Consider the following 24,017-nt stretch of genomic DNA (forward strand, 5'->3'; position numbering starts at 1 on the left):
CCAGCCCTCGTTGATTATTTGGTGCCGAAGATCTTGTCACCGGCATCGCCCAGGCCCGGCATGATATAACCCTGTTCGTTCAGTCCCTGATCGATGGACGCAGTAAAGATCTCCACATCCGGATGAGCCGCCTGCACTTTTTCGATCCCTTCCGGCGCCGCGACCAGCACCAGCGCACGAATGCTGGTACAACCGGCTTCTTTCAACAGGTCGATGGTGGCGATCATGGAGCCACCGGTCGCCAGCATCGGGTCCACTACCAGTGCCATGCGCGCTTCGATATCGCTGGCCAGCTTCTCGAAATAGGTGACCGGCTCCAGTGTTTCCTCATCACGGTAGAGGCCGACCACCGAAATCTTGGCGCTGGGCACCAGCTCCAGCACACCATCCAGCATCCCCAGCCCCGCACGCAGGATCGGCACCACGGTAATTTTTTTGCCCTTGATCCGCTCGGCTTCGATCTCGCCACACCAGCCTTCGATGGTATAAGGCTCAAGTTCCAGGTCCTTGGTCGCCTCATAGGTCAGCAGGCAGCCGACTTCCGCCGCCAGCTGGCGAAAGCTGCGGGTACTTTTGTTACTGGAACGCATCAGGCCCAGCTTGTGCTGAACCAGGGGGTGTTTGATCTCGTGGACACTCATCGCGGGGCAACCTCATTCATGCGGCGGACATCTTGGACCTATGTCCGACTTGACAAAAAAATTCTCGGCAAGACTAACCAATGATACCCCATCTGTCATCCGGGAAACCCACAGGTTGCCCCGGAAGGCAAACCTGAGTACCCTGCTCACTTTTTTTACACCCAGGCCATTTCATATGGCCATAAGCGCACATTGCGGAGCCGGTTCCATGAGCACCATTACTGCTGACGAAATCAAAAAGGTCTATATCGAGGCCGACCTTCTGTATAGCCAGGGCGAAGTCGACACGGCCATCAGCAAGATGGCAGCCGAGATCACCAATGACCTGCAGGACAAGGACCCGGTCGTGTTCGCGGTGATGAATGGCGGTCTGGTAATCGCCGGTCAGCTGCTGACCCGGCTCAACTTCCCGCTGACCGCCAGCTATCTGCATGCTACGCGCTACCGCAATACCACCTCCGGCCATGAACTTGAGTGGAAGGTCCCGCCGATGGTCGATTTCAAGGACCGCCCGGTACTGGTGGTCGACGACATCCTCGACGAGGGCCACACCCTGGCCGAGGTCATGGACTACCTGAAAGCAGAAGGCGCCGCTTCAGTACAGTGCGCGGTACTGGTCGACAAGCGACACGACCGCAAGGCTCGCCCGGACCTGAAAGCCGATTTTGTCGGCCTTGAAATCGAAGATCGCTACATCTTCGGCTACGGCATGGACTACAAGGGTTACTGGCGTAACGCTCCTGGCATCTTCGCTGTAAAGGGAATGTAATCAACCCTTGCCATCAGTGACCGGCTGGTTACAATGCAAGAGTCCATAGAAATTGACAGGGTTTGCATGACGGAACTGGTCATTCTCACGCTATCAGCCACGGCCCTTGCCCTCTGGCTGCTGCGCTTGAGACGCAAATCGCTCGCCGCACGGGAAAGTGCCGCTCAACGCGACTGCGTATTCATGAGTGATGGTCGGGTTATCGCGCCGGACAAGTAGTACTGACATTCGGCACTTTACCCCAGGCGATACAGACAAAAACGGAGCCAAACGGCTCCGTTTTTTTATGTTCAGGGATGAACGGTAGGCAGCGGGCGCAGGGATGCGCAGGAGCAGCCAAGCTCAGGATAAGCATATGCCGCAATCCTCAGCGCCCCGCTTCCAGCTCCTCAAACAGCCGCACGAATTCCTGCGTCAGCTTGTGGTTGGGCGCCATATGGATCAGCGGTCGCGCCTCGTTGTGTGATTCTTTCATCTTCACCGACGCCGACAACCGCGTCGCCAGTACCGGCAGCTCTTCTGCTTCCAGCCCGGCCACTATCTTCTGAGGCAGTGACGCCCGTGGCTGGAACTGGTTAACAACGATGCCTTCCACCTGCAGCTGGTCATTGTGGTCCGCCTGGGTCTCGCGCACATTATTAAGCAGGTTATACAGGGCCTGGCGGGCAAATTCGTCACAGTCAAAGGGAATCAAACAGCGCTCGGCAGCCACCAGTGCCGACAGGGTAAAAAAGTTGAATGCCGGCGGCGTATCGATATAGATCGCATCGTACTCTTCGACCAGCTGGTCGATGGCGTCGCGCAGCTTGTAGATCTTGTGCTTACTCTCCAGTTTGGACTGAAGGTCGCCCAGTTCCGGGTGCGACGGCAGCAGTGCCAGATTGTCGAACGGCGTCGCATGAACAAACTCGTCCGCCGCACGCGGCTTGAGCTGGAAGCTCAGGGCCTGCTCGAAGAAACCGTAGGCATCAGTCTGCGGCTGATTCGAGTCATCCCCCAACAGGTAGTGAGTCGAGTTGCACTGGGGATCAAGATCGATCACCAGCGTACGCACGCCTCGACTGGCACTGATCGCCGCCAGGTTGACGGCGATGCTGGACTTGCCAACACCGCCTTTCTGATTGAATACCACTCTGCGCATAATTGAATTGCTCTCCGCACTTATCCCTGGGACAGGAGGTCACGCAGGTCGATGATCGCGGCGTTGGCGCGTGAAATATAGGACGCCATCACCAGCGAGTGGTTGGACAGGAAGCCGAACTCGGTACCATTCAGGATCATCGGACTCCAGATGGTGGACTGGGTCGCCTCCAGCTCCCGAATGATCTGACGCACACTGGCACGCGCATTTTTCTTGTCCAGCGCATCGCCAAAGTCACGCTCTATCGCTTCCAGCATATGGATCAGCGCCCAGGCAGTACCACGCGCCTCATAGAAAACGTTGTCGATTTGCATCCAGGGCGTCTTGATCTCCAGTTCTTCACTGGCCTCGGTTGCCTGACGGCCGGCACTGTCACCGGCCAGATCGGTATTGATGCGGCGCTGGCCAACACTGGCACTGAGGCGCTGTGACAGGCTGCCCAGACGGGTGGATACATCACCCAGCCAGTCACGCAGGTTATCGGCACGGGCATAGAACTGGGCATCCGGCTGTTCGTTGTCGGCCAGGCGCTGACGGTAGTCATACAGCTGCTTCAAAGACTTGCGGTATTCGCTCTCGCTGGACGGCAGAATCCAGTTGCGGTGATCAAAATGCAGCAGCGGTTCAGCCTTGGCCAGCGCCGGGTCCTCGGTGGACTGGGACTGGGAACGGCTGAAACTCTTGCGCAACGCACGGCTCATGTCGCGCACCTGAACCAGCACGCCGAACTCCCAGGACGGCATGTTGTCGAGCCAGATCCCGGGCGGAGTCATATCATTACTGATATAGCCGCCGGGCTTGTCCAGCAGCGTCTCGGTCAAATGGATCAGGGTGGAAACCGTATGCGCACCGGTAACGGGGGCGTCCATCTGTGTCTGAAGCTTGGCTTGTTCACTGACATCAAAGCGATCGGGCTCAAAGCTCCAGTAGATGCCAAATGCGGCGGCCACCAAAAGCCACGCCAGAATTGCAGCTATAAACAGTTTGAGTTTGCGGGCTGAATTAAAGCTGTCCCACAGGGTTAACCAGATCCGTTCTAAACGCTCCACCCGGGTCTCCTTGATGATGTAATGCCCCTGCAGCAGCGGCAGGGGTGAATGCTGCATTGCACTATGGCGAATTTATACAAACCGGTCAATTGTACCGGCAATGAAGACCGTCACCGTCAATCGACAGGATGCCGGCCTATATCAAGCTATCTTCGCCAAACTGGCTGCTAACGACCGAAAATTGATGCAACAGCATAGACACTGTTTTTACTTTCATGCACACTAGTCGGCCTTAGTTTCACCCTTGGCAAACACGATCTTGCGGAGCATCTGCATGGCTCATATTCTGGTTTTGAACGGTCCCAATCTGAACCTGCTTGGAACCCGAGAGCCCGGCATCTACGGTGCGACCACACTCGCCGAAATCGAGCAGCAGATCGAGTCTCAGGCCAGGGCGCTGGGACATTCGGCCGAATGTTTCCAGAGCAACGCCGAGTTTGAATTGATCGAGCGGATCCATCAGGCCCCCGCTCAGGGCACCGAGTTCATCATTATTAACCCGGCTGCTTTCACCCATACCAGTGTTGCCATACGCGATGCCCTGCTGGGTGTCGGTATACCCTTTATCGAAGTTCATCTATCGAATGTGCATGCCCGTGAACCTTTCCGTCAGCACTCCTATCTGTCGGACAAGGCCGTGGGTGTCATCTGTGGACTCGGCCCCGCCGGGTACCAATTTGCACTGGAAGCCGCCCATCAGCGCCTGGCGCTGACGCAGGCTTGATTCGATAGAATTACCCATAAACATCAGAATCAGAGAAGCCGTCATAGTATGGATATTCGCAAAGTCAAAAAGCTGATCGAGCTGCTGGAAGAATCCAACATCAACGAAATCGAGATCAAGGAAGGCGAAGAGTCCGTCCGCATCAGCCGTGGCGGCAGTGTTGTTGCAGCAGCTCCGGCTCCTGCCCAGGTTGTAGCCGCACCTGTAGCCGCTCCGGCTCCGGCCGCTGCTCCGGCTGCAGCAGCACCGGCAGAAGCCGCCGCTCCGGCTGGCCACGCGGTCTGTTCACCGATGGTAGGTACTTTCTACCGTTCGCCGTCCCCGACCTCGGCTCCGTTCGTTGAAGTCGGCCAGAGCGTGAAAGCCGGCGACGTCATCTGCATCGTCGAAGCGATGAAGATGATGAACCAGATCGAAGCGGACAAATCCGGCGTGATCGAAAGCATCCTGGTCGAAGATGGCCAGCCGGTCGAATTCGACCAGCCGCTGATCACCATCGCCTGATTGCTGACCAAGGATTTTCACTATGCTGGATAAAGTGCTGATTGCAAACCGTGGTGAGATCGCGCTGCGTATCCTCCGCGCCTGCAAGGAGCTGGGCATCAAGACCGTGGCGGTTCACTCCGTAGCCGACCGCGACCTGATGCACGTTCGTCTGGCCGACGAAGCAGTCTGTATCGGCCCGGCGCCCTCACCGCAGAGCTACCTGAACATCCCGGCGATCATCAGTGCCGCCGAGGTAACAGACTCCGTGGGCATCCACCCGGGTTACGGCTTCCTGGCCGAAAACGCAGACTTCGCCGAGCAGGTTGAACGGTCAGGCTTCACCTTCATCGGTCCGCGTGCCGACACCATCCGCCTGATGGGCGACAAGGTGTCCGCGATCGAAGCGATGAAGAAAGCCGGCGTACCGACCGTACCGGGCTCCGATGGCCCGCTGCCGGAAGATACCGAAGAGCTTTACAAGATCGCCCGCCGTATCGGCTACCCGGTGATCATCAAAGCTGCCGCTGGCGGTGGTGGTCGCGGCATGCGCGTGGTGCACACCGAAGCGCATCTGGGCAACGCTGTACAGGTGACCAAGTCCGAAGCGGCTGCCGCCTTCGGTGATGCCACCGTGTACATGGAAAAATTCCTCGAGAAGCCGCGCCACGTTGAGGTGCAGGTACTGGCCGACGGCCAGGGCAACGCCATCCATCTGTACGACCGCGACTGCTCCATGCAGCGTCGTCACCAGAAGGTGGTCGAGGAAGCACCGGCTCCGATGATCGATGAAGCAGCTCGCGCCAAGGTCCTCAAGGCCTGTGTCGATGCCTGCATCGAGATCGGTTACCGCGGTGCCGGTACCTTCGAGTTCCTGTACGAAGATGGCGAGTTCTTCTTCATCGAGATGAATACCCGTGTGCAGGTTGAGCACCCGGTTACCGAAATGGTCACCGGTGTGGATATCGTCAAGGAACAGCTGCGCATCGCCTCCGGCCTGCCGCTGTCCTATAAGCAGGACGACATCAAGCTGCGCGGCCACTCCATCGAGTGTCGTCTCAACGCTGAAGATCCGAAGACGTTCATGCCGAGCCCCGGCAAGATCACGCATTTCCATGCCGCAGGCGGTAATGGCGTTCGCGTCGACTCCCACCTGTACAGTGGCTACAGCGTGCCGCCGCACTACGACTCGCTGATCGCCAAGTTGATCACCTTCGCGGATGACCGCGAAACAGCACTGGCCCGCATGGGAAGTGCTCTGGATGAAACTCTGATCGAAGGGATCAAGACCAATATCCCGCTGCATCAGGATATCGTGCGCGATGCCAACTTCGCGCAGGGTGGTGTTAACATCCACTATCTGGAAAAGAAACTGGGCCTCTGAGCCCTTCACGGCAGCTCGCGTCGCGGGCTGCCGTCCTGCCTTGCTACAACCCGACAAATTGCCACCTGCTTTTGCCCTGCGTCATCATACTCATGATGTACCCGTCGCGGTTTTAGGACATAATTAAACCCTTGTTTGACTGGAGTACCTCCATGCCCTGGCTACAGATCAAAGTATCCATTCCGCCTGAACAGGCTGAAACCTATGAAGACCTGCTGCTGGCGGCAGGCTGTGCCGCTGTCACCTATCAGGACGCTGCTGATCAGCCGATTTTTGAGCCGGATCTGGGTACCACGCCACTGTGGAACGCCACGGTGGTCACAGGACTCTTTGCCGCCGAGCATGACCTGCGTGAAACCCTTGAACTGTTACAGGCTGCCCAGCAACAGCTGACCCCGGGGCAGAACACACTGCCGGAGTTCAAGGCCGAAATTCTTGAAGACAAGGACTGGGAACGCGAGTGGATGGACAGCTACCACCCCATGCGTTTTGGCAACCGCCTCTGGGTCTGCCCCAGCTGGCGTGAAGCCCCCGAACCTGACGCGGTCAACATGATGCTGGACCCCGGCCTGGCCTTCGGTACCGGCACCCACCCGACCACGGCACTCTGCCTGGAATGGCTGGATGCTCAAGAACTGGAAGGCAAACAGGTAGTCGACTACGGCTGCGGCAGCGGCATTCTCGGTATTGCCGCCCTGCTGCTGGGTGCCGATCATGTCCAGGCTGTGGATATCGATCCCCAGGCCCTCACTGCTACCCGCGACAACCTGCAGCGCAACAAGCTGCCTGAGTCACGCCTGGATGCATTCCTGCCGCTGGATGCCCCGCTGATCGAAGCTGACCTCCTGGTCGCCAACATCCTCGCCGGTCCGCTGTGCGAACTGGCGCCAACTCTGGCCGCACGGGTGCGTGCAGGAGGCCGGATCCTGCTTTCCGGGCTGTTATCACAGCAGGCAGATGAGATAATATCCACCTACAGCCAGTGGTTTGATATGGATGCACCGGGTGAGCGTGAAGGCTGGATACGCATCAGTGGTACCCGCAAGCAGGAGAGCTGATACTTGGTTATAACGCGCTGCCCCGATTGTCATGCCCGTTTTCGGGTGACCGACGGCCAGCTTAAGCTGGCACGGGGGCAGGTGCGTTGTGGTGCCTGTCTGAGCGTGTTTGACGCCAAGGCACATGCCCTGCGTGAATCTGAAATCCCTCAGCCGACGACAAGCGCCCCCTCCTCGGAACCGGCCAATAAGTCCCTTCCGACACCTGAAACTCATGCTCCAGCTGCCCCCTTAGCGGCCACTGAGTCCACCGCCTCCCCGGCTCCCTCTGCTGAGTCCCAAGGGGAAGTGGCAGGAACAGGAGCGCTGGAGCCACAGGTTCAGGCTCCGAATAAGGCAGACCCCGAACGACCGGCTGAAGACACCACGCCTCTGAGAGCCACCGCCGCCACCGCAGCTGCCCCGCAGCCGTTTCGCGCCGAGCCGATCGCGTTCAGCAGCGACGACTCTGACGACAACCCCGTTGCCACGACCGGCTGGCTGTTACTCAGCCTGGTGGCCGTATTGGGACTGGTGGCGCAGCTGCTCTGGTTCGAGCGCGCTCGCCTGGCCGATTACACCGAGCTTGGCAGTGTCTATGCGCTGCTGTGCGAGCAGGTGGACTGCTCTCTGACGCAGAATGCACTGCCCCTGATCGACAATCAGGGCCTGCACCTGCAACCACACCCTAAATACAGCGATGCCCTGAGCGCCACTCTGCTGCTGGAAAACCGTGCTGCCTTCAGCCAGCCCTGGCCCGGCCTGCAGCTTCGCTTTACCGACCTCAAGGGCCGACTGGTGGCACAACGCACCTTCCAGCCCGAAGAGTATCTGGACACCACCAGCGTGGACCCCTTGCGCATGCCCAGCGGACAACCGGTCCAGATCGAACTGGAACTGGCCTCCCCCGGTCGTCGTGGCGTCAGCTACGAGTTGAAGCTGACTCCAGCCCTTTTGGCAAGCGCAAAATAGATCATTTTTTCATCAGAAATGGTTGGCCCTAAGGGGCCGAAAGAGTATCATTGCCCACCTTCCGAAAGTTAACCCTGAATTTGTTGCAGCAATGCAGCGAATAGAGTTTCTTTTACCCTTTTGACAGGATGTGGCATGTTCAGGATCGGCCCATACAGCATTGACAGTCGGGTGATTCTGGCCCCCATGGCCGGCGTAACCGACCGCCCCTTCCGGCAGCTCTGCCGCCGCATGGGTGCTGGGCTGGTCGTCTCTGAAATGGTGACCTCCGACAGCCGCCTCTGGCATACCCGCAAGTCCAGCTTCCGCCTGGACCACTCCGGTGAAGCCGAACCTCGCTCGATCCAGATCGCCGGTGGCGATCCGGAGATGATGGCCGAGGCTGCCCGGCTCAATGTGACCAATGGTGCCCAGATCATCGACATCAACATGGGTTGTCCGGCCAAAAAAGTCTGCAACAAGGCTGCCGGCTCAGCGCTGCTGCGCGATGAACCCCTGGTCAAGGATATCCTGCAGGCAGTAGTGGCCGCCGTGGACGTGCCGGTCACACTGAAGATCCGCACCGGCTGGTGTCCGGAAACCCGCAACGGTGTCCGCATCGCCGAGATGGCCGAAACGGCGGGCATTGCCGCACTGGCCGTACATGGACGCACCCGCGCCGACCGCTACCAGGGCGAGGCGGAATACGACACCATCGCTCGCATCCGTGAGGCGATCCGCATTCCGCTGTTCGCCAACGGGGATATCGACTCACCGCAGAAAGCCGCTCAGGTACTGGAACACACCGGTGCCGATGCGGTGATGATCGGTCGCGCCGCCCAGGGACGTCCCTGGCTGCTGGGGCAGATCGACCACTATTTGCGCACCGGCGAACTCCAGTCAGAACCGGACCTGGCCACTCAGCATGCGATTCTGCGCGAGCACCTGCACGCCCTGCACGATTTCTACGGCGATTACCTGGGTGTGCGCATCGCGCGCAAGCATGTCGGCTGGTACCTGCAGAGCTGCAGCGACAATCGGGACTTTCGGCAAAGATTTAATCAACTTGAAACAGCATCAGATCAGGTGAATGCCGTGGACGCTTTTTTCGCGGCCCGGCATGAAGCCGCCTGATCCCTGGATTGGGTACAGAAGTACAGTGGATACCAAAGACTTGAAACAGACAAACAACAGCGCACAGGCACAGATCCCGCAGCAAACCCTGCGTGATACCGTGCACCAGTCACTGACCAGCTACTTCAAACAGCTGGATGGTCAGCCTGTTACCGACGTCTATCAGATGGTTCTGTCCGAAATCGAGGCCCCGCTGTTCGAGAGCGTGATGGCCTACACCAAGGACAACCAGACCAAGGCATCCGAGGTCCTGGGCCTGAACCGCGGCACGCTGCGCAAGAAACTGAAGCAGTACGGCCTGCTGTAACGAATTCATCTTGAACGGGAACGCATACCATGTCTGAACAGAACACTACCTCTGTCCGCCGCGCGCTGATCAGCGTGTCGGACAAAACCGGCATCGTCGAATTCGCACAGGCCCTGAGCGCCGAGGGTGTCGAGATCCTCTCCACCGGCGGCACCTACAAGCTGCTGTGCGACAACAACATCCCGGCGGTTGAAGTCTCCGACTACACCGGCTTCCCGGAGATGATGGACGGCCGCGTCAAGACCCTGCACCCGAAAGTGCACGGCGGCATTCTGGGCCGTCGCGGTACCGACGATGCCATCATGGGTGAGCACGGCATCCAGCCGATCGACATGGTTGTGGTCAACCTCTACCCGTTCGCCGCCACCATTGCCCGTCCGGACTGCGACCTGCCGATGGCGATCGAAAACATCGATATCGGTGGTCCGACCATGGTGCGCTCCGCGGCCAAGAACCACAAGGATGTCGCTATCGTTGTTAATGCCTCTGACTACGACAGCATCATCACCGAACTCAAGGCCAACGGTGGTCTGGGTTACAAGACCCGCTTTGATCTGGCCGTGAAGGCATTCGAACACACTGCCGGCTACGACGGCATGATCGCCAACTACCTGGGTGCCATCGTCGAAGGCGATGAAGAGGTTCCGGCCGACTTCCCGCGTACTTTCAACACCCAGTTCATCAAGGCACAGGACATGCGCTACGGCGAGAACCCACACCAGCGTGCGGCCTTCTACGTTGAAGCCAACCCGTCTGAAGCCAGCGTGTCTACCGCTCGTCAGCTGCAGGGCAAGGAACTGTCCTACAACAACGTGGCGGACACCGACGCCGCTCTGGAATGCGTCAAGCCGTTCCAGGAACCGGCCTGTGTTATCGTCAAGCACGCCAACCCCTGTGGCGTTGCGGTTGGCAGCGACATTCTGGAAGCCTACAACCGCGCTTTCCAGACCGACCCGACCTCTGCCTTCGGTGGCATCATCGCGTTCAACCGCGAGCTGGATGGCAAGACCGCTCAGGCGATCGTTGACCGCCAGTTCGTTGAAGTGATCATCGCGCCGACCGTGTCCCAGGAAGCCTCTGACATCGTGGCGGCCAAGCCGAACGTACGTCTGCTGGCCTGTGGCGAGTGGAACAAGGAGCGCGTTCACGGTTTCGACTACAAGCGCGTCAACGGTGGCCTGCTGGTTCAGGATCGCGACCTGGGCATGATCGATGCATCTCAGCTGAAGATCGTCACCCAGCGTCAGCCGACTGAACAGGAGATCCGCGATCTGCTGTTCTGCTGGGAAGTGGCCAAGTACGTCAAGTCCAACGCCATCGTCTACGCCAAAGATGGCCAGACCATCGGTATCGGCGCCGGCCAGATGAGCCGCGTCTACTCCGCCAAGATCGCCGGCATCAAGGCCGCCGACGAAGGTCTGGAAGTACCGGGTTCCGTGATGGCTTCTGACGCCTTCTTCCCGTTCCGTGACGGCATCGACGCCGCCGCTGCAGCCGGTATCACCGCCGTGATCCAGCCGGGCGGCTCCATGCGCGACCAGGAAGTGATCGACGCCGCCGACGAGCACGGCCTGGCGATGGTCTTCACCGGCATGCGCCACTTCCGTCACTAAGACCGCCACTATAAAGAAGGAAACTGAACATGAATATTCTGGTTATCGGTTCCGGCGGTCGTGAACATGCCCTGGCCTGGGCTGCCGCACAGGACTCAGCTGTTGAACGCGTTTTCGTAGCACCGGGTAACGCAGGCACCGCCACTGAACCCAAGCTGGAAAACGTCGCCATTGATGTCATGGATCTGGACGCGCTGGTCGCCTTCGCCCGTGACAACAGCGTTGCCCTGACCATCGTTGGTCCGGAAGCACCGCTGGTGGCTGGCGTGGTTGACCGCTTCCGCGAAGCCGGCCTGGCGATCTTCGGCCCGACTGCAGGCGCCGCTCAGCTGGAAGGCTCCAAGGCCTTCACCAAGGACTTCCTGGCGCGCCAGCAGATCCCGACCGCTGAATATCAGAACTTCACCGAGATCGAGCCGGCGCTGGCTTACGTGCGTGAAAAAGGCGCTCCGATCGTGGTCAAGGCCGACGGCCTGGCTGCAGGTAAAGGCGTCATCGTCGCCATGACCCTGGAAGAAGCCGAAGACGCCATCCGCGACATGCTGGCCGGCAACGCCTTCGGTGATGCGGGCAGCCGCGTGGTCGTCGAGGAGTTCCTCGACGGCGAGGAAGCCTCCTACATCGTCATGGTCGACGGTGACAACGTGCTGCCGATGGCCACCAGCCAGGACCACAAGCGCGTCGGCAACGGCGACACCGGCCTGAACACCGGTGGCATGGGCGCCTACTCTCCCGCTCCCGTTGTGACGCCTGAAATCGACCAGCGCGTGATGGACGAAGTGATCATGCCGACCGTCAACGGCATGAAAGCGGAAGGCAACGAGTACACTGGTTTCCTGTACGCCGGTCTGATGATCATGGCCGACGGTACGCCGAAAGTGATCGAGTACAACTGCCGCTTCGGTGATCCGGAAACCCAGCCGATCATGCTGCGCCTGAAGTCATCTCTGGTAGAGCTGTGCCAGGCTGCACTGGACAAGAAGCTGGACCAGACCACCGCCGAGTGGGATGAGCGCAAGTCCGTCGGTGTCGTCATGGCCGCTGGCGGCTACCCGGGCGACTACGCCAAGGGTGACGTGATCAGCCTGCCGGCAACCTGCCCGGAAGGCAGCAAGATCTTCCATGCCGGTACCAAGCTGGACGACAACGGCAACGTAGTCACCGCTGGCGGTCGTGTACTCTGTGTCACCGCACTGGGTGACAGCGTGACCGAAGCTCAGCAGCGCGCCTACGAGCTGCTGAAAGAGGTCAGCTGGAAAGACGCCTACTTCCGTACCGATATCGCTTATCGCGCCATCGCACGGGAAAACGGTTGATTTAACAGCGACTTATACCAACAGCCGCCTTCGGGCGGCTGTTTGCGTTCTGAGGAATGAATAATGAGTCTGGAGATCTGGTTTGCCCTGCTGGGCACGGCGGTCTTGATCAGTCTGTCACCCGGAGCAGGGGCTGCCACGGCCATGAGCGCTGGCCTGACCTACGGCGTGCGCGGTGCCGGCTGGACCACCCTGGGCTTGATGACCGGCTATGCTGTGCAGATCCTGATTGTCTCGGTGGGTCTTGGCAGCCTGATTGCGACCTCCCCCGAACTGTTCCAACTGATCAAGTGGGTCGGGGTCGCCTATCTGGTCTGGCTCGGTATCCAGTTCTGGCGCCAGCGGCAAAGCGCCGACATTGAGTCACAGATCGCGGCGCCGGGTCCGACCCGTTTCTGGCAGGCGACGCTGGTCAACATCACCAACCCCAAGGGCATTGTGTTTCTGGTCGCGCTGATTCCACAGTTCATCGACCTGGCCCACCCCCAGCAGCTCCAACTGTTGCTGATCAGTGCTACACTGCTGGTCATCGATATGTGCGTCATGACCGGTTATAGTGGCCTGGCCGCCAGCCTGCGCCACCGTTTCGCTGATCCGATTGCCATGCTCTGGCAGCAACGTCTGACCGGAAGCGCCTTGATTGCAGCCGCCATGGCGCTCTCAGTTGCCGCACTGTAACAGGGTGTTGGAAAGCGTTATCGAGGCGGCCGAGGCCAGCGGAACGCCGCCCGGGCAAAAACAGGCGAAAAAGCGGAGTTTAGTGAACTAAATGAGCATTTTATTCGCTTCGCTCACCCCTTCGGGGCTGCACTAAAGTGCGTTCAGACAAAGCCTGTGAGCCTGTTTTTAACGCCGCATTCGGCAACGTAGATAGATTTTCGACGGCCTGTTAAGCCCAGGGAGGCTGTATGCCGCACAGCTCCTTACAGGGAATTTTGGCTCTGGCACTGGCTCTTGCACTGGCCCTTACGGTCAGTGGTTGCAGCCTGAAACCACCTCCTCCTGATGCTGCTACAGCCGTTGACGGGTACTGTCTGCGAGCAGGCGACAACCAGTCGTTCGACTGCTCAGCCCCCCAGCTCAGCGTACAGGATGTACGCGACCCTCTTGCGCCCGAGAGCCGTTTCAGTGATGAAGAACTGATGGATCTGCTGGCCGAAGTCAAACGCTGGCTGGCACGCCGCCAGTTGACCCTGCAAGGCGAAACCATTCCACCAGAGCTGAAACCGGAAACAAACGCTTCGCCAACCCCTTCCGATACCGCCAAGGCAGCCGGGCTGCCCCGTCCCTGGGCGCTGATACTGAATGATTTTTCGCCCCAGTCGTTGCAGCGCAGCAATTACGACCAGCACTAGAGCAAGGCTCTCGAAATTCTCCCCTCCCGCTGCATTTGTGCACCCGCACAGTCATGATTTATCCACAGTAAATCTTTGATCCTCAAGCTGTACTTTGCCCAAGGCTGTGCTATTCCAAAGATAGCGGCGCTGCGATCCACAAGATTCGACATCGCCGATTTTTATACCCGTTTTCCGGCTTGGCTTACCCGCGGAGGACCCCGCCATGTTGAAGCAGATGGAAACCGCCGGCCTGACCGATCTCCATTTCGGCCTGGACCCGGCAAGCGGTCTGAGGGCGATCATCGCCATTCATTCCACCGCACGTGGCGCTGCCATCGGCGGCTGCCGTTTTCTCCATTATCCCCGTGAACAGGATGCCGTCACTGATGCCATGCGCCTGGCCCGCGGCATGAGCTATAAGGCCGCCCTCGCCGGTCTGCCCCACGGCGGTGGCAAGGCTGTGGTCATCGAACCCGAAGGCGACTATGACCGCACCGCATTAATGCAGGCGTTCGGCCGCTTTGTCGACGAGCTTGGCGGTCGCTACATCACCGCCATGGACAGCGGCTCCGAGGTCAGTGACATGGATATCATCGAAACCACAACTCGCTTCGTCAGCTGCACCAGCGCCAGCGGCGACCCTTCGCCGCATACGGCCCTTGGGGTATTCGAGGGGATCAAGGCCGCCGTTCGTCACCGCCTGGAGCGTGACTCCCTGGCAGGACTCAGCATCAGCATCCAGGGGCTCGGCCATGTGGGACATGCTCTCGCGGCCATGCTGCATGATGCCGGTGCCAGGCTGATCGTGGCCGATATCAATCCGACCCGGGTACAACAGTGTATCGAGCAGTTCGGCGCCCGTGCCGTTCCGGCGGACGAAATCTATGATGCCGAGGTCGACGTGTTCAGCCCCTGTGGCCTTGGCGCCATTCTCAATGCCGACACCATCCCGCGGCTCAAGTGCGCCATCGTCGCCGGCAGCGCCAACAACCAGCTGGCGGTCGACGAGGACGGCAACCGCCTGCGCGCGCACGGCATCCTTTATGCCCCCGACTATGTGATCAATGCCGGTGGCCTGATCCATGTGGCGCTGCACCACGCCCGCATCGATGGCGCACGGCGTGATGCCAAGATCCGCGAGATCGGCAGCACCCTGACCCATCTGTTCAACGAAGCCGACCGCAAAAACCAGTCAGTGCACCATGTCGCCGACCTGCATGCCGAATCACTGCTCCAGGCGGCAGCCGCATCCAATGCTGAACAGGAGCGTCGTCATGCATGAGATCAGTTATCAGGGTGAAATCCGTCTGACCCGCTACTTGAACGACAGCGGCGAGCCACTGGGCGAGATGCCGGACTGGGCTTGTGGCAATCAGCCCTGGGTCGGCTATTACCAGCAGATGGTGTTGGCCCGCCAGTTCGACACCAAGGCGATCAGCCTGCAACGTACCGGCCAACTGGGTACCTTTGCCTCCCTGCTCGGTGCCGAAGCGATCGACGTGGTCTGCGCCTCGCTGATGCAGGCCGAGGATGTGCTGGTACCTTATTACCGCAACCACGCCATGCAGATGATCCGCGGCATGCCGATCTCCCAGCTGTTCCTCTACTGGGGCGGCGACGAGCGCGGCAGTGCCACACCGGAGATGGGACGCGACCTGCCCAACGCCGTACCGATCGCCACCCAGTGCCTGCACGCCTGCGGCGTGGCCACGGCACTGAAGCTGCGTGGCGAACACCAGGCGGTGCTGACCATGATCGGTGACGGCGGCACCTCCAAAGGCGACTTTATGGAAGCGATCAACGTGGCCGGGGCCTGGCAGCTGCCGGTCGTGTTCATCATCAACAACAACCAGTGGGCGATCTCGGTACCACGCAGCCAGCAGTGCATCGCGCCGACGCTGGCCCAGAAAGCGATCGGCGCCGGCATCCGCGGAGAACAGGTGGACGGCAATGATGCCATCGCCCTGCACGAAGTGGTGGGCCAGGCGCTGGAACGCGCCCGCGCCGGCAAGGGGCCGACCGTCATCGAGGCACTGAGTTATCGACTGTCAGACCATACCACCGCCGATGACGCCACCCGCTATCGCCCTTCCGACGAGCTGAAGGCTGCCTGGGCTCGCGAACCGGTGGCACGCCTGCGCAACTGGCTCCATAGCCAGGGGCTCTGGGACGAAGCCCGCGAGCAGGCCTGGCAGACCGAAACCAAGCAGCTGATCGAAAGCGCCGTGGCAACCTATCAGGCGATTGAACCGCAATCGGTGGATGAACAGTACGACTACCTCTACGCCGAATGTCCACCGGGACTGGCTGCCCAACGTGAACAGGCTCGCATTCGGCAACAACGTCGCGAACAGGGAGGAGCCGATCATGAGTGACAATGCCATCACCCTGCTGGAAGCCGTCAATCTGGCCCTGGCACGCGCCCTGGAGGAAGACCCGAATGTGGTACTGCTGGGCGAGGATATCGGTACCAACGGCGGCGTTTTCCGCGCCACCGACGGTCTCAAGGCTCGTTTCGGTGAACGCCGTGTTATCGACACCCCATTGGCAGAAACCATGATTGCCGGGCTAAGTGTGGGCATGGCCACTCAGGGCATACGGCCGGTGGCCGAAATCCAGTTCATGGGCTTCATCTTTCCGACCATGGAGCACCTGGTGGCCCATGCCGCCCGCATGCGCCACCGAACCCGTGGCCGACTGAGCTGCCCGATGGTATTGCGTGCGCCCTTCGGCGGCGGTATCCATGCGCCTGAGCACCATTCCGAGAGTACCGAAACACTGCTCGCCCATATCCCGGGACTGAGGGTGGTCATTCCGTCATCCCCGGCACGGGCCTACGGCCTGCTGCTGGCCGCGATCCGCTGCGATGATCCCGTGGTCTTTCTCGAGCCCAAGCGCATCTACCGCGCCAGCAAAACACTGATCGAAGACAACGGCGAAGCCCTGCCACTGGATACCTGCTTCACCCTGCGCGAGGGTAGTGACATCACCCTGATCAGTTGGGGTGCCATGATCAGCGAAACGCTGGCCGCGGCTGACCAGCTGGCCGATGAGGGTATCAGTTGCGAAGTAATTGATGTCGCTACTCTGAACCCGATCGACCACGCCACCCTGGTGGCCTCGGTCAGCAAGACCGGACGCTGTGTGATCATTCATGAAGCACCACATCACGGCGGCATGGGTGCCGAGATCGCCGCCACGCTGAGCGAGCAGGCACTCACTTACCTGCAGGCGCCACCAAGACGCGTCACCGGTGATGATACCGTGATGCCCTACTATCGCTATGAGCAGCTGTATCTGCCCGATGTGGACGACATCCTCATCGCGGTCAGAGAGACCATGGAGTATTCAGGATGAAATATTTCAAACTGCCCGACCTGGGTGAAGGCCTGCCCGAAGCTGAAATCGTCGAGTGGCATGTTCAGGAAGGCGATGAAGTGGAAGTGGACCAGATCCTGGTATCAGTGGAAACCGCCAAGGCGATCGTCGAGGTCCCCTCGCCTCAAACCGGAGTGATTGCTCACCTGTTCGGTGCTGCCGGCGATACCATCCATACCGGTGAGCCACTGGTGGAATTCGCTGGCGGTGAGGATGCCGACAGCGGTACCGTGGTCGGCCAGCTGAGTCAGGCCAAAAGTACGGAAAGCCAGCGTGAAAGCTTTATCATCGGCGCCGCGCCAAGCAGCCGTCAGGCCGCCCATCAGAGCACGACACCCGCGGTACGCTCGCTGGCTCAGCGGCTGGGAGTAAGCCTGGAAACGCTCCGAGGTTCAGGGCCGGGCGGACGCGTCACCGCCTACGATGTGGAACGCGCCGCTGACCTGGACCAGTCCTTCGGGGCGCCGGAACCCCTGAAAGGGGTGCGTAAGCAGATGGCCAAGGCGATGGCGCAGTCACACGCCGAAGTGGTGCCGGTCACCCTGTGTGAGGATGCCGATATCGATCACTGGCCCGAGGGCACTGACATCACCATGCGGCTGGTACAGGCGATTGCGGCGGCCTGCCAGGCGGTACCGGATCTTAACGTCTGGTTCGATGGCCAGCAGCTGGCCCGTCGCCCGCACAGCAAGATCGACCTGGGCGTGGCCGTGGATACCGAGCAGGGCCTGTTCGTGCCGGTGCTGCGTGATATCGGCAACCGCAGCCTCGACGACCTGCGCGATGGCCTCAACCGGTTAAGAGCGGACGTCAAGGCACGTTCCATTCCACCGGCCGAGATGCAGGGCGCTACCATCACGCTGAGTAACTTCGGCACTCTGGCCGGACGATACGCCAGCCCGGTCATCGTCCCGCCCCAGGTGGCCATCATTGGCGCCGGGGTGATTCGCCGCCAGCCGGTGGCCGTCGGTGACGAGGTACGCATACACCGTGTCATGCCGCTGTCGCTGACGTTTGACCACCGTGCCGCCACTGGCGGCGAGGCCGCACGTTTCATGCTGGCGCTAATCCAGTCACTGTCAGAATGATCGACCAAGGGGTACGGAACGTACCCCTCGTGACAGGGTCTGATTGATTGAGGACAAGCCTCCCTGGCAGGCAGTTGAAAATCTATCTGCGTTACCGGATGCGTCATTAAAACAGGCTAAAAACGCTAATTTGGCTTACTAAACTCAGCACTTTTGCCTGCTTTTTTCCCGCGTCAGGCTACCTTTATTACGTTTTGAAACAGACTGCCAAGAAGTATTTCCATCGTTCTCAGCCCTTGACTCCCGCTAATCTGGACTACACTAAAAGCAGCGAAGAACGCGAACCACTGGTTTATAAGCGTTTGAATTCTCAGTGGCTAGCGCAAAAAACAGGAAGGTGAGCATGAGCATCTTTGACCACTACAAGGCCCGTTATTCAGCGATCCAGCAGGAGGAGATGAGCCTGCAGGAGTACCTTAACCTGTGTAAGGAGAAACCGGAGGTTTACGCCAATGCCGCCGAACGCATGCTCAAGGCGATCGGTGAACCGGAAGTTGTGGATACCGGCCGCGACCCGCGGCTGAGTCGCATCTTTTCCAACAAGGTGATTAAACGCTATCCGGCCTTCAGCGAGTTCTACGGCATGGAGGAAGCGATTGAAAACATCGTATCCTATTTCCGCCACGCCGCTCAGGGGCTGGAAGAGAAGAAACAGATTCTCTATCTGCTGGGTCCAGTCGGCGGTGGTAAGTCCTCACTTGCCGAACGCCTCAAGCACCTGATGGAGCATATTCCCTTCTACGCCATCAAGGGCTCTCCGGTGTTCGAATCGCCCCTCGGTCTGTTCAAACCGGAAGAGGATGCCGAGATTCTGGAACAGGAATATGGCATTCCACAACGCTATCTGAACGGCATCATGTCGCCCTGGGCGGTGAAACGCCTGCATGAATATGGCGGTGACATCACCCAGTTCCGGGTAGTCAAGCTGTTCCCGTCCATTCTCGATCAGGTCGGTATCGCCAAGACCGAGCCTGGCGACGAGAACAACCAGGATATTTCCAGCCTGGTCGGTAAGGTGGATATTCGTAAACTGGAAGAATATCCACAGCACGACCCGGACGCCTATAGCTTCTCCGGTGCGCTCTGCCGTGCCAACCAGGGGATCATGGAATTCGTCGAGATGTTCAAGGCACCGATCAAGGTGCTGCATCCGCTGCTGACCGCTACCCAGGAAGGCAACTACAACAGCACCGAAGGCATGGGGGCCATCCCCTACGACGGCATCCTGCTTGCCCACTCCAACGAATCCGAGTGGCAGAGCTTCAAGAACAACAAGACCAACGAAGCCTTCATCGACCGTGTCTATATCGTCAAGGTGCCTTACTGCACCCGCGTCACCGAAGAGGTACATATTTACGAGAAGCTGCTGGAGAACAGCTCCTTGAACGAATCCCCATGCGCCCCGGACACACTGGACATGCTGGCCCAGTTCACCGTGCTGTCGCGTATCAAGGAGCCGGAAAACTCAAGTGTCTACTCGAAGATGCGGATCTATGACGGTGAGAACCTCAAGGATACCGACCCACGCGCCAAGTCGATGCAGGAATACAAGGACAGTGCCGGCGTAAACGAAGGCATGGATGGTCTGTCGACCCGTTTCGCATTCAAGATCCTGTCCAAGGTGTTCAACTTCGATCCGACAGAGGTGGCCGCCAACCCGGTACACCTGATGTACGTGCTCGAACGCGAAATCAGCCAGCAGCAATTCCCGAGCGAGATCCAGGATCGTTACCTGGGTCACCTGAAAGAATACATCGCCCCGAAGTACATCGACTTCCTCGGCAAAGAGATCCAGACCGCTTACCTGGAGTCCTACTCCGAGTACGGTCAGAACATCTTCGACCGTTACGTCACCTATGCCGACTTCTGGATTCAGGACCAGGAATACCGTGATCCGGAAACCGGCGACATTCTGGACCGCCAGGCGATTAACGAGGAGCTGGAGAAGATCGAGAAACCGGCCGGCATCAGCAATCCGAAGGACTTCCGCCACGAGATCGTTAACTTCGTGCTGCGCGCCCGTGCCAGCAACAACGGCAAGAACCCGGCGTGGAACAGCTACGAGAAGATGCGCTCCGTGATCGAGAAGAAGATGTTCGCCAACACCGAAGATCTGCTGCCGGTAATCTCGTTCAACCCGAAAGCCTCGTCCGACGACCAGAAAAAGCATGGCGAGTTCGTCAAACGGATGATCGAGCGCGGCTACACCGAGAAACAGGTACGTCTGCTGTCCGAATGGTACATCCGCGTACGCAAGTCGCAGTAAGCCCACAACAGGGAGCCGTACACTGAAGGAACTGAACCGCGCAGCCGTGGCACTGCTGTGCCACTGTGGCTGCTGCTTCGGGAGCCCGATATATGAGCTATATCATCGATCGCCGTGAGAATGCGAAGAAGAAAAGCACGGTCAACCGCCAGCGCTTTCTGCGTCGCTACAAGCAGCACATCAAAAAGGCTGTGGAAGAGGCGATACATGACCGTTCGATCAAGGATATTGATCAGGGCGGGCAGGTGACCATTCCCAAGCGTGATATCTCCGAGCCGATCTTCCACCATGGCGAGGGCGGTATCCGGCACAAGATATTTCCCGGCAACAAGGAATTTGTCGAAGGGGATGAGTTCCGTCGCCCGGATGGCGGCGGAGGTGGCGGTGCCGGCCAGGGCAAGGCCAGCAATCAGGGTGAAGGCGAAGATGACTTTACCTTCAATATCAGTCAGGAGGAGTTCCTCGATTTCATGTTCGAGGACCTGGAACTGCCCTGGATGGTGCGCAAGCAACTGAAGGATGCCACCACCTTCGAAACCCGTCGTGCCGGTTTTACCAGCGCCGGCTCACCGGAAAAGCTGCACATCGTGCGCTCGCTGAGGGCCGCTCACGCCCGCCGCATCGCCCTGACCGACAAGGAAACCCGACAACAGATTCGGGCGCTGCGCAAAGAACTATGGGCTCTGGAAGATACACCGCCCTCTTCGGAACGGAACGAGAAACTCAACGCGCTGCGCGCCCATATCAAGGAACTGGAGAAAAGCGCCAGCAAACTGCCGTTCCTGGATGATTTTGACCTGCGCTACACCAACCTGGTCCGTGTCCCAATGCCTTCTAGCAAGGCGGTCATGTTCTGTGTCATGGACGTGTCCGGCTCGATGACGCAGAGCATCAAGGATATCGCCAAACGCTTCTTTATCCTGCTCTACCTGTTCCTGAACCGGAACTACAAACAGATCGAAGTGGTCTTCGTGCGTCATCATACCCACGCCAAGGAAGTGGACGAACAGGAGTTCTTTTATTCCCGGGAGACCGGCGGCACCATCGTTTCCAGCGCCCTGGCGCTGAGCGCCGATATCATCGACCAGCGCTACCCGCCGGCCGACTGGAACATCTATATCGCCCAGGCCTCTGACGGTGACAACTGGGATGGCGACTCTGCCACCTGCAGCAAAATTCTGACCGAGCGCATTCTGCCCAAAACCCAGTATTACGCCTATGTCGAGATCACCACCGGGCCGCACCAGAATCTCTGGCACGAGTACGAGCATGTGCATGAAGTCTTCAAGGAGCAGTTCGCCATGCAACAGATTACCGACGCCGGCGAAATCTACCCGGTGTTCCGTCGCCTGTTCGAAAAACGTACGGAGGGCGCCCATGAGTCGTCGTAAAGCACGCCAGCCGATCTCCACCGGGTCCGACTGGACCTTCGAACTGATCGAGACCTATGACCGCGAAATCGGCCGGATCGCTGCCGATTTCGGCCTGGATACCTACCCAAACCAGATTGAGGTGATCACCTCGGAACAGATGATGGATGCCTACTCCTCTGTCGGCATGCCGCTGAACTACAATCACTGGTCGTTCGGCAAACAGTTTGTCGAAACAGAACAGAACTACAAGCGTGGCCGCATGGGGCTGGCCTACGAGATCGTAATCAACTCCGATCCCTGTATCGCCTACCTGATGGAAGAGAACACCATCACCATGCAGGCACTGGTCATCGCCCATGCCTGTTACGGCCACAACTCCTTCTTCAAGGGCAACTACCTGTTCCGCACCTGGACCGATGCCTCCGCGATCATCGACTACCTGCTGTTTGCCAAGAACTATATTCGCCGCTGTGAAGAGAAACACGGTGTTGATGAGGTGGAAAAACTGCTCGACTCCTGCCACGCCTTGATGAACTACGGCGTCAACCGCTACAAGCGACCACGGCCCCTGACCGCCGCTGAAGAACGTGAGCGCCAACGCGCCCGCGAGGAATATATTCAGCGCCACCTCAATGACCTGTGGAACACCACGATTCCCCGCAAGGGCGATGGTGAATCCGGCCAGCCGCCGCGCTTCCCTGCCGAGCCCGAAGAGAACATTCTGTATTTCATCGAAAAGAACGCTCCGCTGCTGGAGCCCTGGCAGCGCGAGATCATTCGTATCGTGCGCAAGGTCGCGCAGTATTTTTATCCACAGAAACAGACCCAGGTGATGAACGAGGGCTGGGCCTGCTTCTGGCACTACACCCTGCTGCATCAGCTGTTCGACGAGGGGCTGGTCACCGATGGCTTCATGATGGAGTTTTTGCACTCCCACTCCAGCGTGATCTATCAGCCACCGTTCGACAGCCCCTACTTCAGTGGCATCAACCCCTACACCCTGGGCTACAACATGATGCAGGATATCCGCCGCATCTGTGAAAACCCGACCGACGAAGACCGCGAATGGTTCCCCGATATCGCCGGCAGCAACTGGCGCGACACCCTCATGGGCGCCATGCACAACTACAAGGATGAGAGCTTTATCCTGCAGTTCCTGTCGCCGCACCTGATGCGCGAGCTCAAGTTGTTCTCGATCCTGGATGACAGCAGCCGCCCGACACTGAGAGTGGATGCCATTCACAACGAACGCGGCTACCGGGCGATCCGGGAGGCCCTGTCGGCTCAGTACAACCTCGGCAACCGCGAGCCCAACATCCAGGTTTACAACGTCAACGTGCGTGGTGACCGAGCGCTGACCTTGCGGCACTACATGCACAACGGCCAGCCATTGGGCGAGTCTACCGACGAAGTGCTCAAGCACCTGCATCGCTTATGGGGCTTCGATATTCGCCTGGAATCGGTTACCCCCGAAGGCAACGTGGTACAGACCCATGCCTGCCCTCCGCAGACACAGGAGCTGACGGTTGAGAGTATTGCTTAGAGGTGGCTATACTGCGGAATTACCTCAAAGGATAACAAGGGCTTGTTATGGACTGTCTGTTTTGCAAAATCCTCGACGGCGAGATTCCCGCCGAGGTCGTGTACGAAGATGATCAGGTGCTGGCATTCCGCGATATCAACCCTCAGGCGCCGTTCCACTGCCTGATCATCCCACGCAAGCATATCGCCACGCTGAACGATATCGCCGATGAAGACCAGGCGCTGGTCGGCCACATGCTCCAGGCAGCAGGTACGATCGCCAAACAGCAGGGCTTTGACGAAAGCGGCTACCGTACCGTGTTCAACTGCAATACCCATGGCGGCCAGACGGTCTACCATATCCACCTGCACCTGCTTGGCGGCAAGCCGATGGGCTGGCCTCCCTATCAGGACACGCTGAAAACCCCGGTGGAATAGTCCCATCCCGGCCGGGCGCCCTGCCCGGCTCGCTCCGCCACCCTTGCCCCGGATCAACCCCGCCGCC

24 protein-coding genes are annotated in these 24,017 nt (G+C 59.2%); 20 read left to right on the forward strand and 4 right to left on the reverse strand.

Translation table 11 applies throughout. The features are described 5' to 3' along the window. Positions 1-14: 14 nt before the first annotated feature. Positions 15-641, reverse strand: coding sequence for a uracil phosphoribosyltransferase (gene upp, locus ABD013_RS17415; RefSeq protein WP_343808908.1), 627 nt, complete (start codon positions 639-641; stop codon positions 15-17). 208 nt (positions 642-849) lie between these two features. On the opposite strand from upp, the gene ABD013_RS17420 reads away from it, so the two are divergent. Beyond that, positions 850-1,410, forward strand: coding sequence for a hypoxanthine-guanine phosphoribosyltransferase (locus ABD013_RS17420; RefSeq protein ID WP_343808909.1), 561 nt, complete (start codon positions 850-852; stop codon positions 1,408-1,410). A 93-nt stretch (positions 1,411-1,503) separates the two neighbouring features. Here the strand turns inward: ABD013_RS17420 and ABD013_RS17425 are convergent, their stop codons facing one another. From ABD013_RS17425 to ABD013_RS17435, 3 genes are all read right to left on the reverse strand, one after another. Further along, entirely contained in the window at positions 1,504-1,638 is a 135-nt protein-coding gene (locus ABD013_RS17425; protein WP_343808910.1) for a hypothetical protein, read from the reverse strand. A gap of 139 nt (positions 1,639-1,777) precedes the next feature. Then, complete coding sequence (locus ABD013_RS17430; RefSeq protein ID WP_343808911.1) at positions 1,778-2,551, reverse strand: ParA family protein; 774 nt, start codon at positions 2,549-2,551, stop codon at positions 1,778-1,780. Positions 2,552-2,571: 20 nt separating this feature from the next. After that, the gene (locus ABD013_RS17435; RefSeq protein WP_343808912.1) at positions 2,572-3,657 is read right to left on the reverse strand and encodes a DUF2333 family protein; all 1,086 of its coding nucleotides are present in this window, start codon (positions 3,655-3,657) and stop codon (positions 2,572-2,574) included. A 217-nt stretch (positions 3,658-3,874) separates the two neighbouring features. Here ABD013_RS17435 and aroQ point away from each other — a divergent pair, with 217 nt between their 5' ends. From aroQ to ABD013_RS17530, 19 genes are all read left to right on the forward strand, one after another. Further along, complete coding sequence (gene aroQ, locus ABD013_RS17440; RefSeq protein ID WP_343808913.1) at positions 3,875-4,324, forward strand: type II 3-dehydroquinate dehydratase; 450 nt, start codon at positions 3,875-3,877, stop codon at positions 4,322-4,324. A gap of 48 nt (positions 4,325-4,372) precedes the next feature. Next, complete coding sequence (gene accB, locus ABD013_RS17445) at positions 4,373-4,828, forward strand: acetyl-CoA carboxylase biotin carboxyl carrier protein (RefSeq protein WP_343808914.1); 456 nt, start codon at positions 4,373-4,375, stop codon at positions 4,826-4,828. Positions 4,829-4,850: 22 nt separating this feature from the next. Then, the gene (gene accC, locus ABD013_RS17450) at positions 4,851-6,191 is read left to right on the forward strand and encodes an acetyl-CoA carboxylase biotin carboxylase subunit (RefSeq protein WP_343808916.1); all 1,341 of its coding nucleotides are present in this window, start codon (positions 4,851-4,853) and stop codon (positions 6,189-6,191) included. 152 nt (positions 6,192-6,343) lie between these two features. Beyond that, a complete protein-coding gene (prmA, locus tag ABD013_RS17455; RefSeq protein WP_343808918.1) occupies positions 6,344-7,249 on the forward strand; it encodes a 50S ribosomal protein L11 methyltransferase in 906 nt (301 codons plus the stop codon). 3 nt (positions 7,250-7,252) lie between these two features. Beyond that, positions 7,253-8,200, forward strand: coding sequence for a DUF3426 domain-containing protein (locus tag ABD013_RS17460; RefSeq protein ID WP_343808920.1), 948 nt, complete (start codon positions 7,253-7,255; stop codon positions 8,198-8,200). 135 nt (positions 8,201-8,335) lie between these two features. Next, positions 8,336-9,313 (forward strand): tRNA dihydrouridine synthase DusB, encoded by a 978-nt coding sequence (dusB, locus tag ABD013_RS17465; protein ID WP_343808922.1) that lies wholly within the window; start codon positions 8,336-8,338, stop codon positions 9,311-9,313. Beyond that, positions 9,300-9,620: a DNA-binding transcriptional regulator Fis gene (fis, locus tag ABD013_RS17470; protein WP_408904450.1), complete on the forward strand. Its 321-nt coding sequence runs from the start codon at positions 9,300-9,302 to the stop codon at positions 9,618-9,620. The genes dusB and fis overlap by 14 nt, the downstream gene beginning before the upstream one ends. A 29-nt stretch (positions 9,621-9,649) precedes the next feature. Continuing rightward, positions 9,650-11,233: a bifunctional phosphoribosylaminoimidazolecarboxamide formyltransferase/IMP cyclohydrolase gene (gene purH / locus ABD013_RS17475; RefSeq protein ID WP_343808924.1), complete on the forward strand. Its 1,584-nt coding sequence runs from the start codon at positions 9,650-9,652 to the stop codon at positions 11,231-11,233. Between the two features lie 29 nt (positions 11,234-11,262). Then, positions 11,263-12,549: a phosphoribosylamine--glycine ligase gene (gene purD, locus ABD013_RS17480; RefSeq protein WP_343808926.1), complete on the forward strand. Its 1,287-nt coding sequence runs from the start codon at positions 11,263-11,265 to the stop codon at positions 12,547-12,549. Between the two features lie 63 nt (positions 12,550-12,612). After that, positions 12,613-13,227: a LysE family transporter gene (locus ABD013_RS17485; RefSeq protein ID WP_343808928.1), complete on the forward strand. Its 615-nt coding sequence runs from the start codon at positions 12,613-12,615 to the stop codon at positions 13,225-13,227. Between the two features lie 230 nt (positions 13,228-13,457). Further along, complete coding sequence (locus tag ABD013_RS17490) at positions 13,458-13,904, forward strand: hypothetical protein (RefSeq protein ID WP_343808930.1); 447 nt, start codon at positions 13,458-13,460, stop codon at positions 13,902-13,904. A gap of 205 nt (positions 13,905-14,109) precedes the next feature. Beyond that, the gene (locus tag ABD013_RS17495; protein WP_343808932.1) at positions 14,110-15,168 is read left to right on the forward strand and encodes a Leu/Phe/Val dehydrogenase; all 1,059 of its coding nucleotides are present in this window, start codon (positions 14,110-14,112) and stop codon (positions 15,166-15,168) included. Next, entirely contained in the window at positions 15,161-16,261 is a 1,101-nt protein-coding gene (gene pdhA, locus ABD013_RS17500; protein WP_343808934.1) for a pyruvate dehydrogenase (acetyl-transferring) E1 component subunit alpha, read from the forward strand. The genes ABD013_RS17495 and pdhA overlap by 8 nt, the downstream gene beginning before the upstream one ends. Then, positions 16,254-17,243, forward strand: a complete 990-nt coding sequence (locus ABD013_RS17505) for an alpha-ketoacid dehydrogenase subunit beta (RefSeq protein WP_343808936.1) — start codon at positions 16,254-16,256, stop codon at positions 17,241-17,243. The genes pdhA and ABD013_RS17505 overlap by 8 nt, the downstream gene beginning before the upstream one ends. Continuing rightward, positions 17,240-18,352: a dihydrolipoamide acetyltransferase family protein gene (locus ABD013_RS17510; protein ID WP_343808938.1), complete on the forward strand. Its 1,113-nt coding sequence runs from the start codon at positions 17,240-17,242 to the stop codon at positions 18,350-18,352. The genes ABD013_RS17505 and ABD013_RS17510 overlap by 4 nt, the downstream gene beginning before the upstream one ends. 343 nt (positions 18,353-18,695) lie before the next feature. After that, a complete protein-coding gene (locus ABD013_RS17515) occupies positions 18,696-20,618 on the forward strand; it encodes a PrkA family serine protein kinase (RefSeq protein WP_343808940.1) in 1,923 nt (640 codons plus the stop codon). 92 nt (positions 20,619-20,710) lie between these two features. After that, positions 20,711-22,009, forward strand: a complete 1,299-nt coding sequence (locus ABD013_RS17520; protein ID WP_343808942.1) for a YeaH/YhbH family protein — start codon at positions 20,711-20,713, stop codon at positions 22,007-22,009. After that, complete coding sequence (locus tag ABD013_RS17525) at positions 21,996-23,534, forward strand: SpoVR family protein (RefSeq protein ID WP_343808944.1); 1,539 nt, start codon at positions 21,996-21,998, stop codon at positions 23,532-23,534. The genes ABD013_RS17520 and ABD013_RS17525 overlap by 14 nt, the downstream gene beginning before the upstream one ends. A gap of 47 nt (positions 23,535-23,581) precedes the next feature. Next, a complete protein-coding gene (locus tag ABD013_RS17530; protein WP_343808946.1) occupies positions 23,582-23,950 on the forward strand; it encodes a histidine triad nucleotide-binding protein in 369 nt (122 codons plus the stop codon). Positions 23,951-24,017 lie beyond the last annotated feature (67 nt).

Origin of the sequence: Marinobacterium maritimum, from assembly GCF_039523155.1 — a bacterium.
Lineage (GTDB): Bacteria > Pseudomonadota > Gammaproteobacteria > Pseudomonadales > Balneatricaceae > Marinobacterium > Marinobacterium maritimum.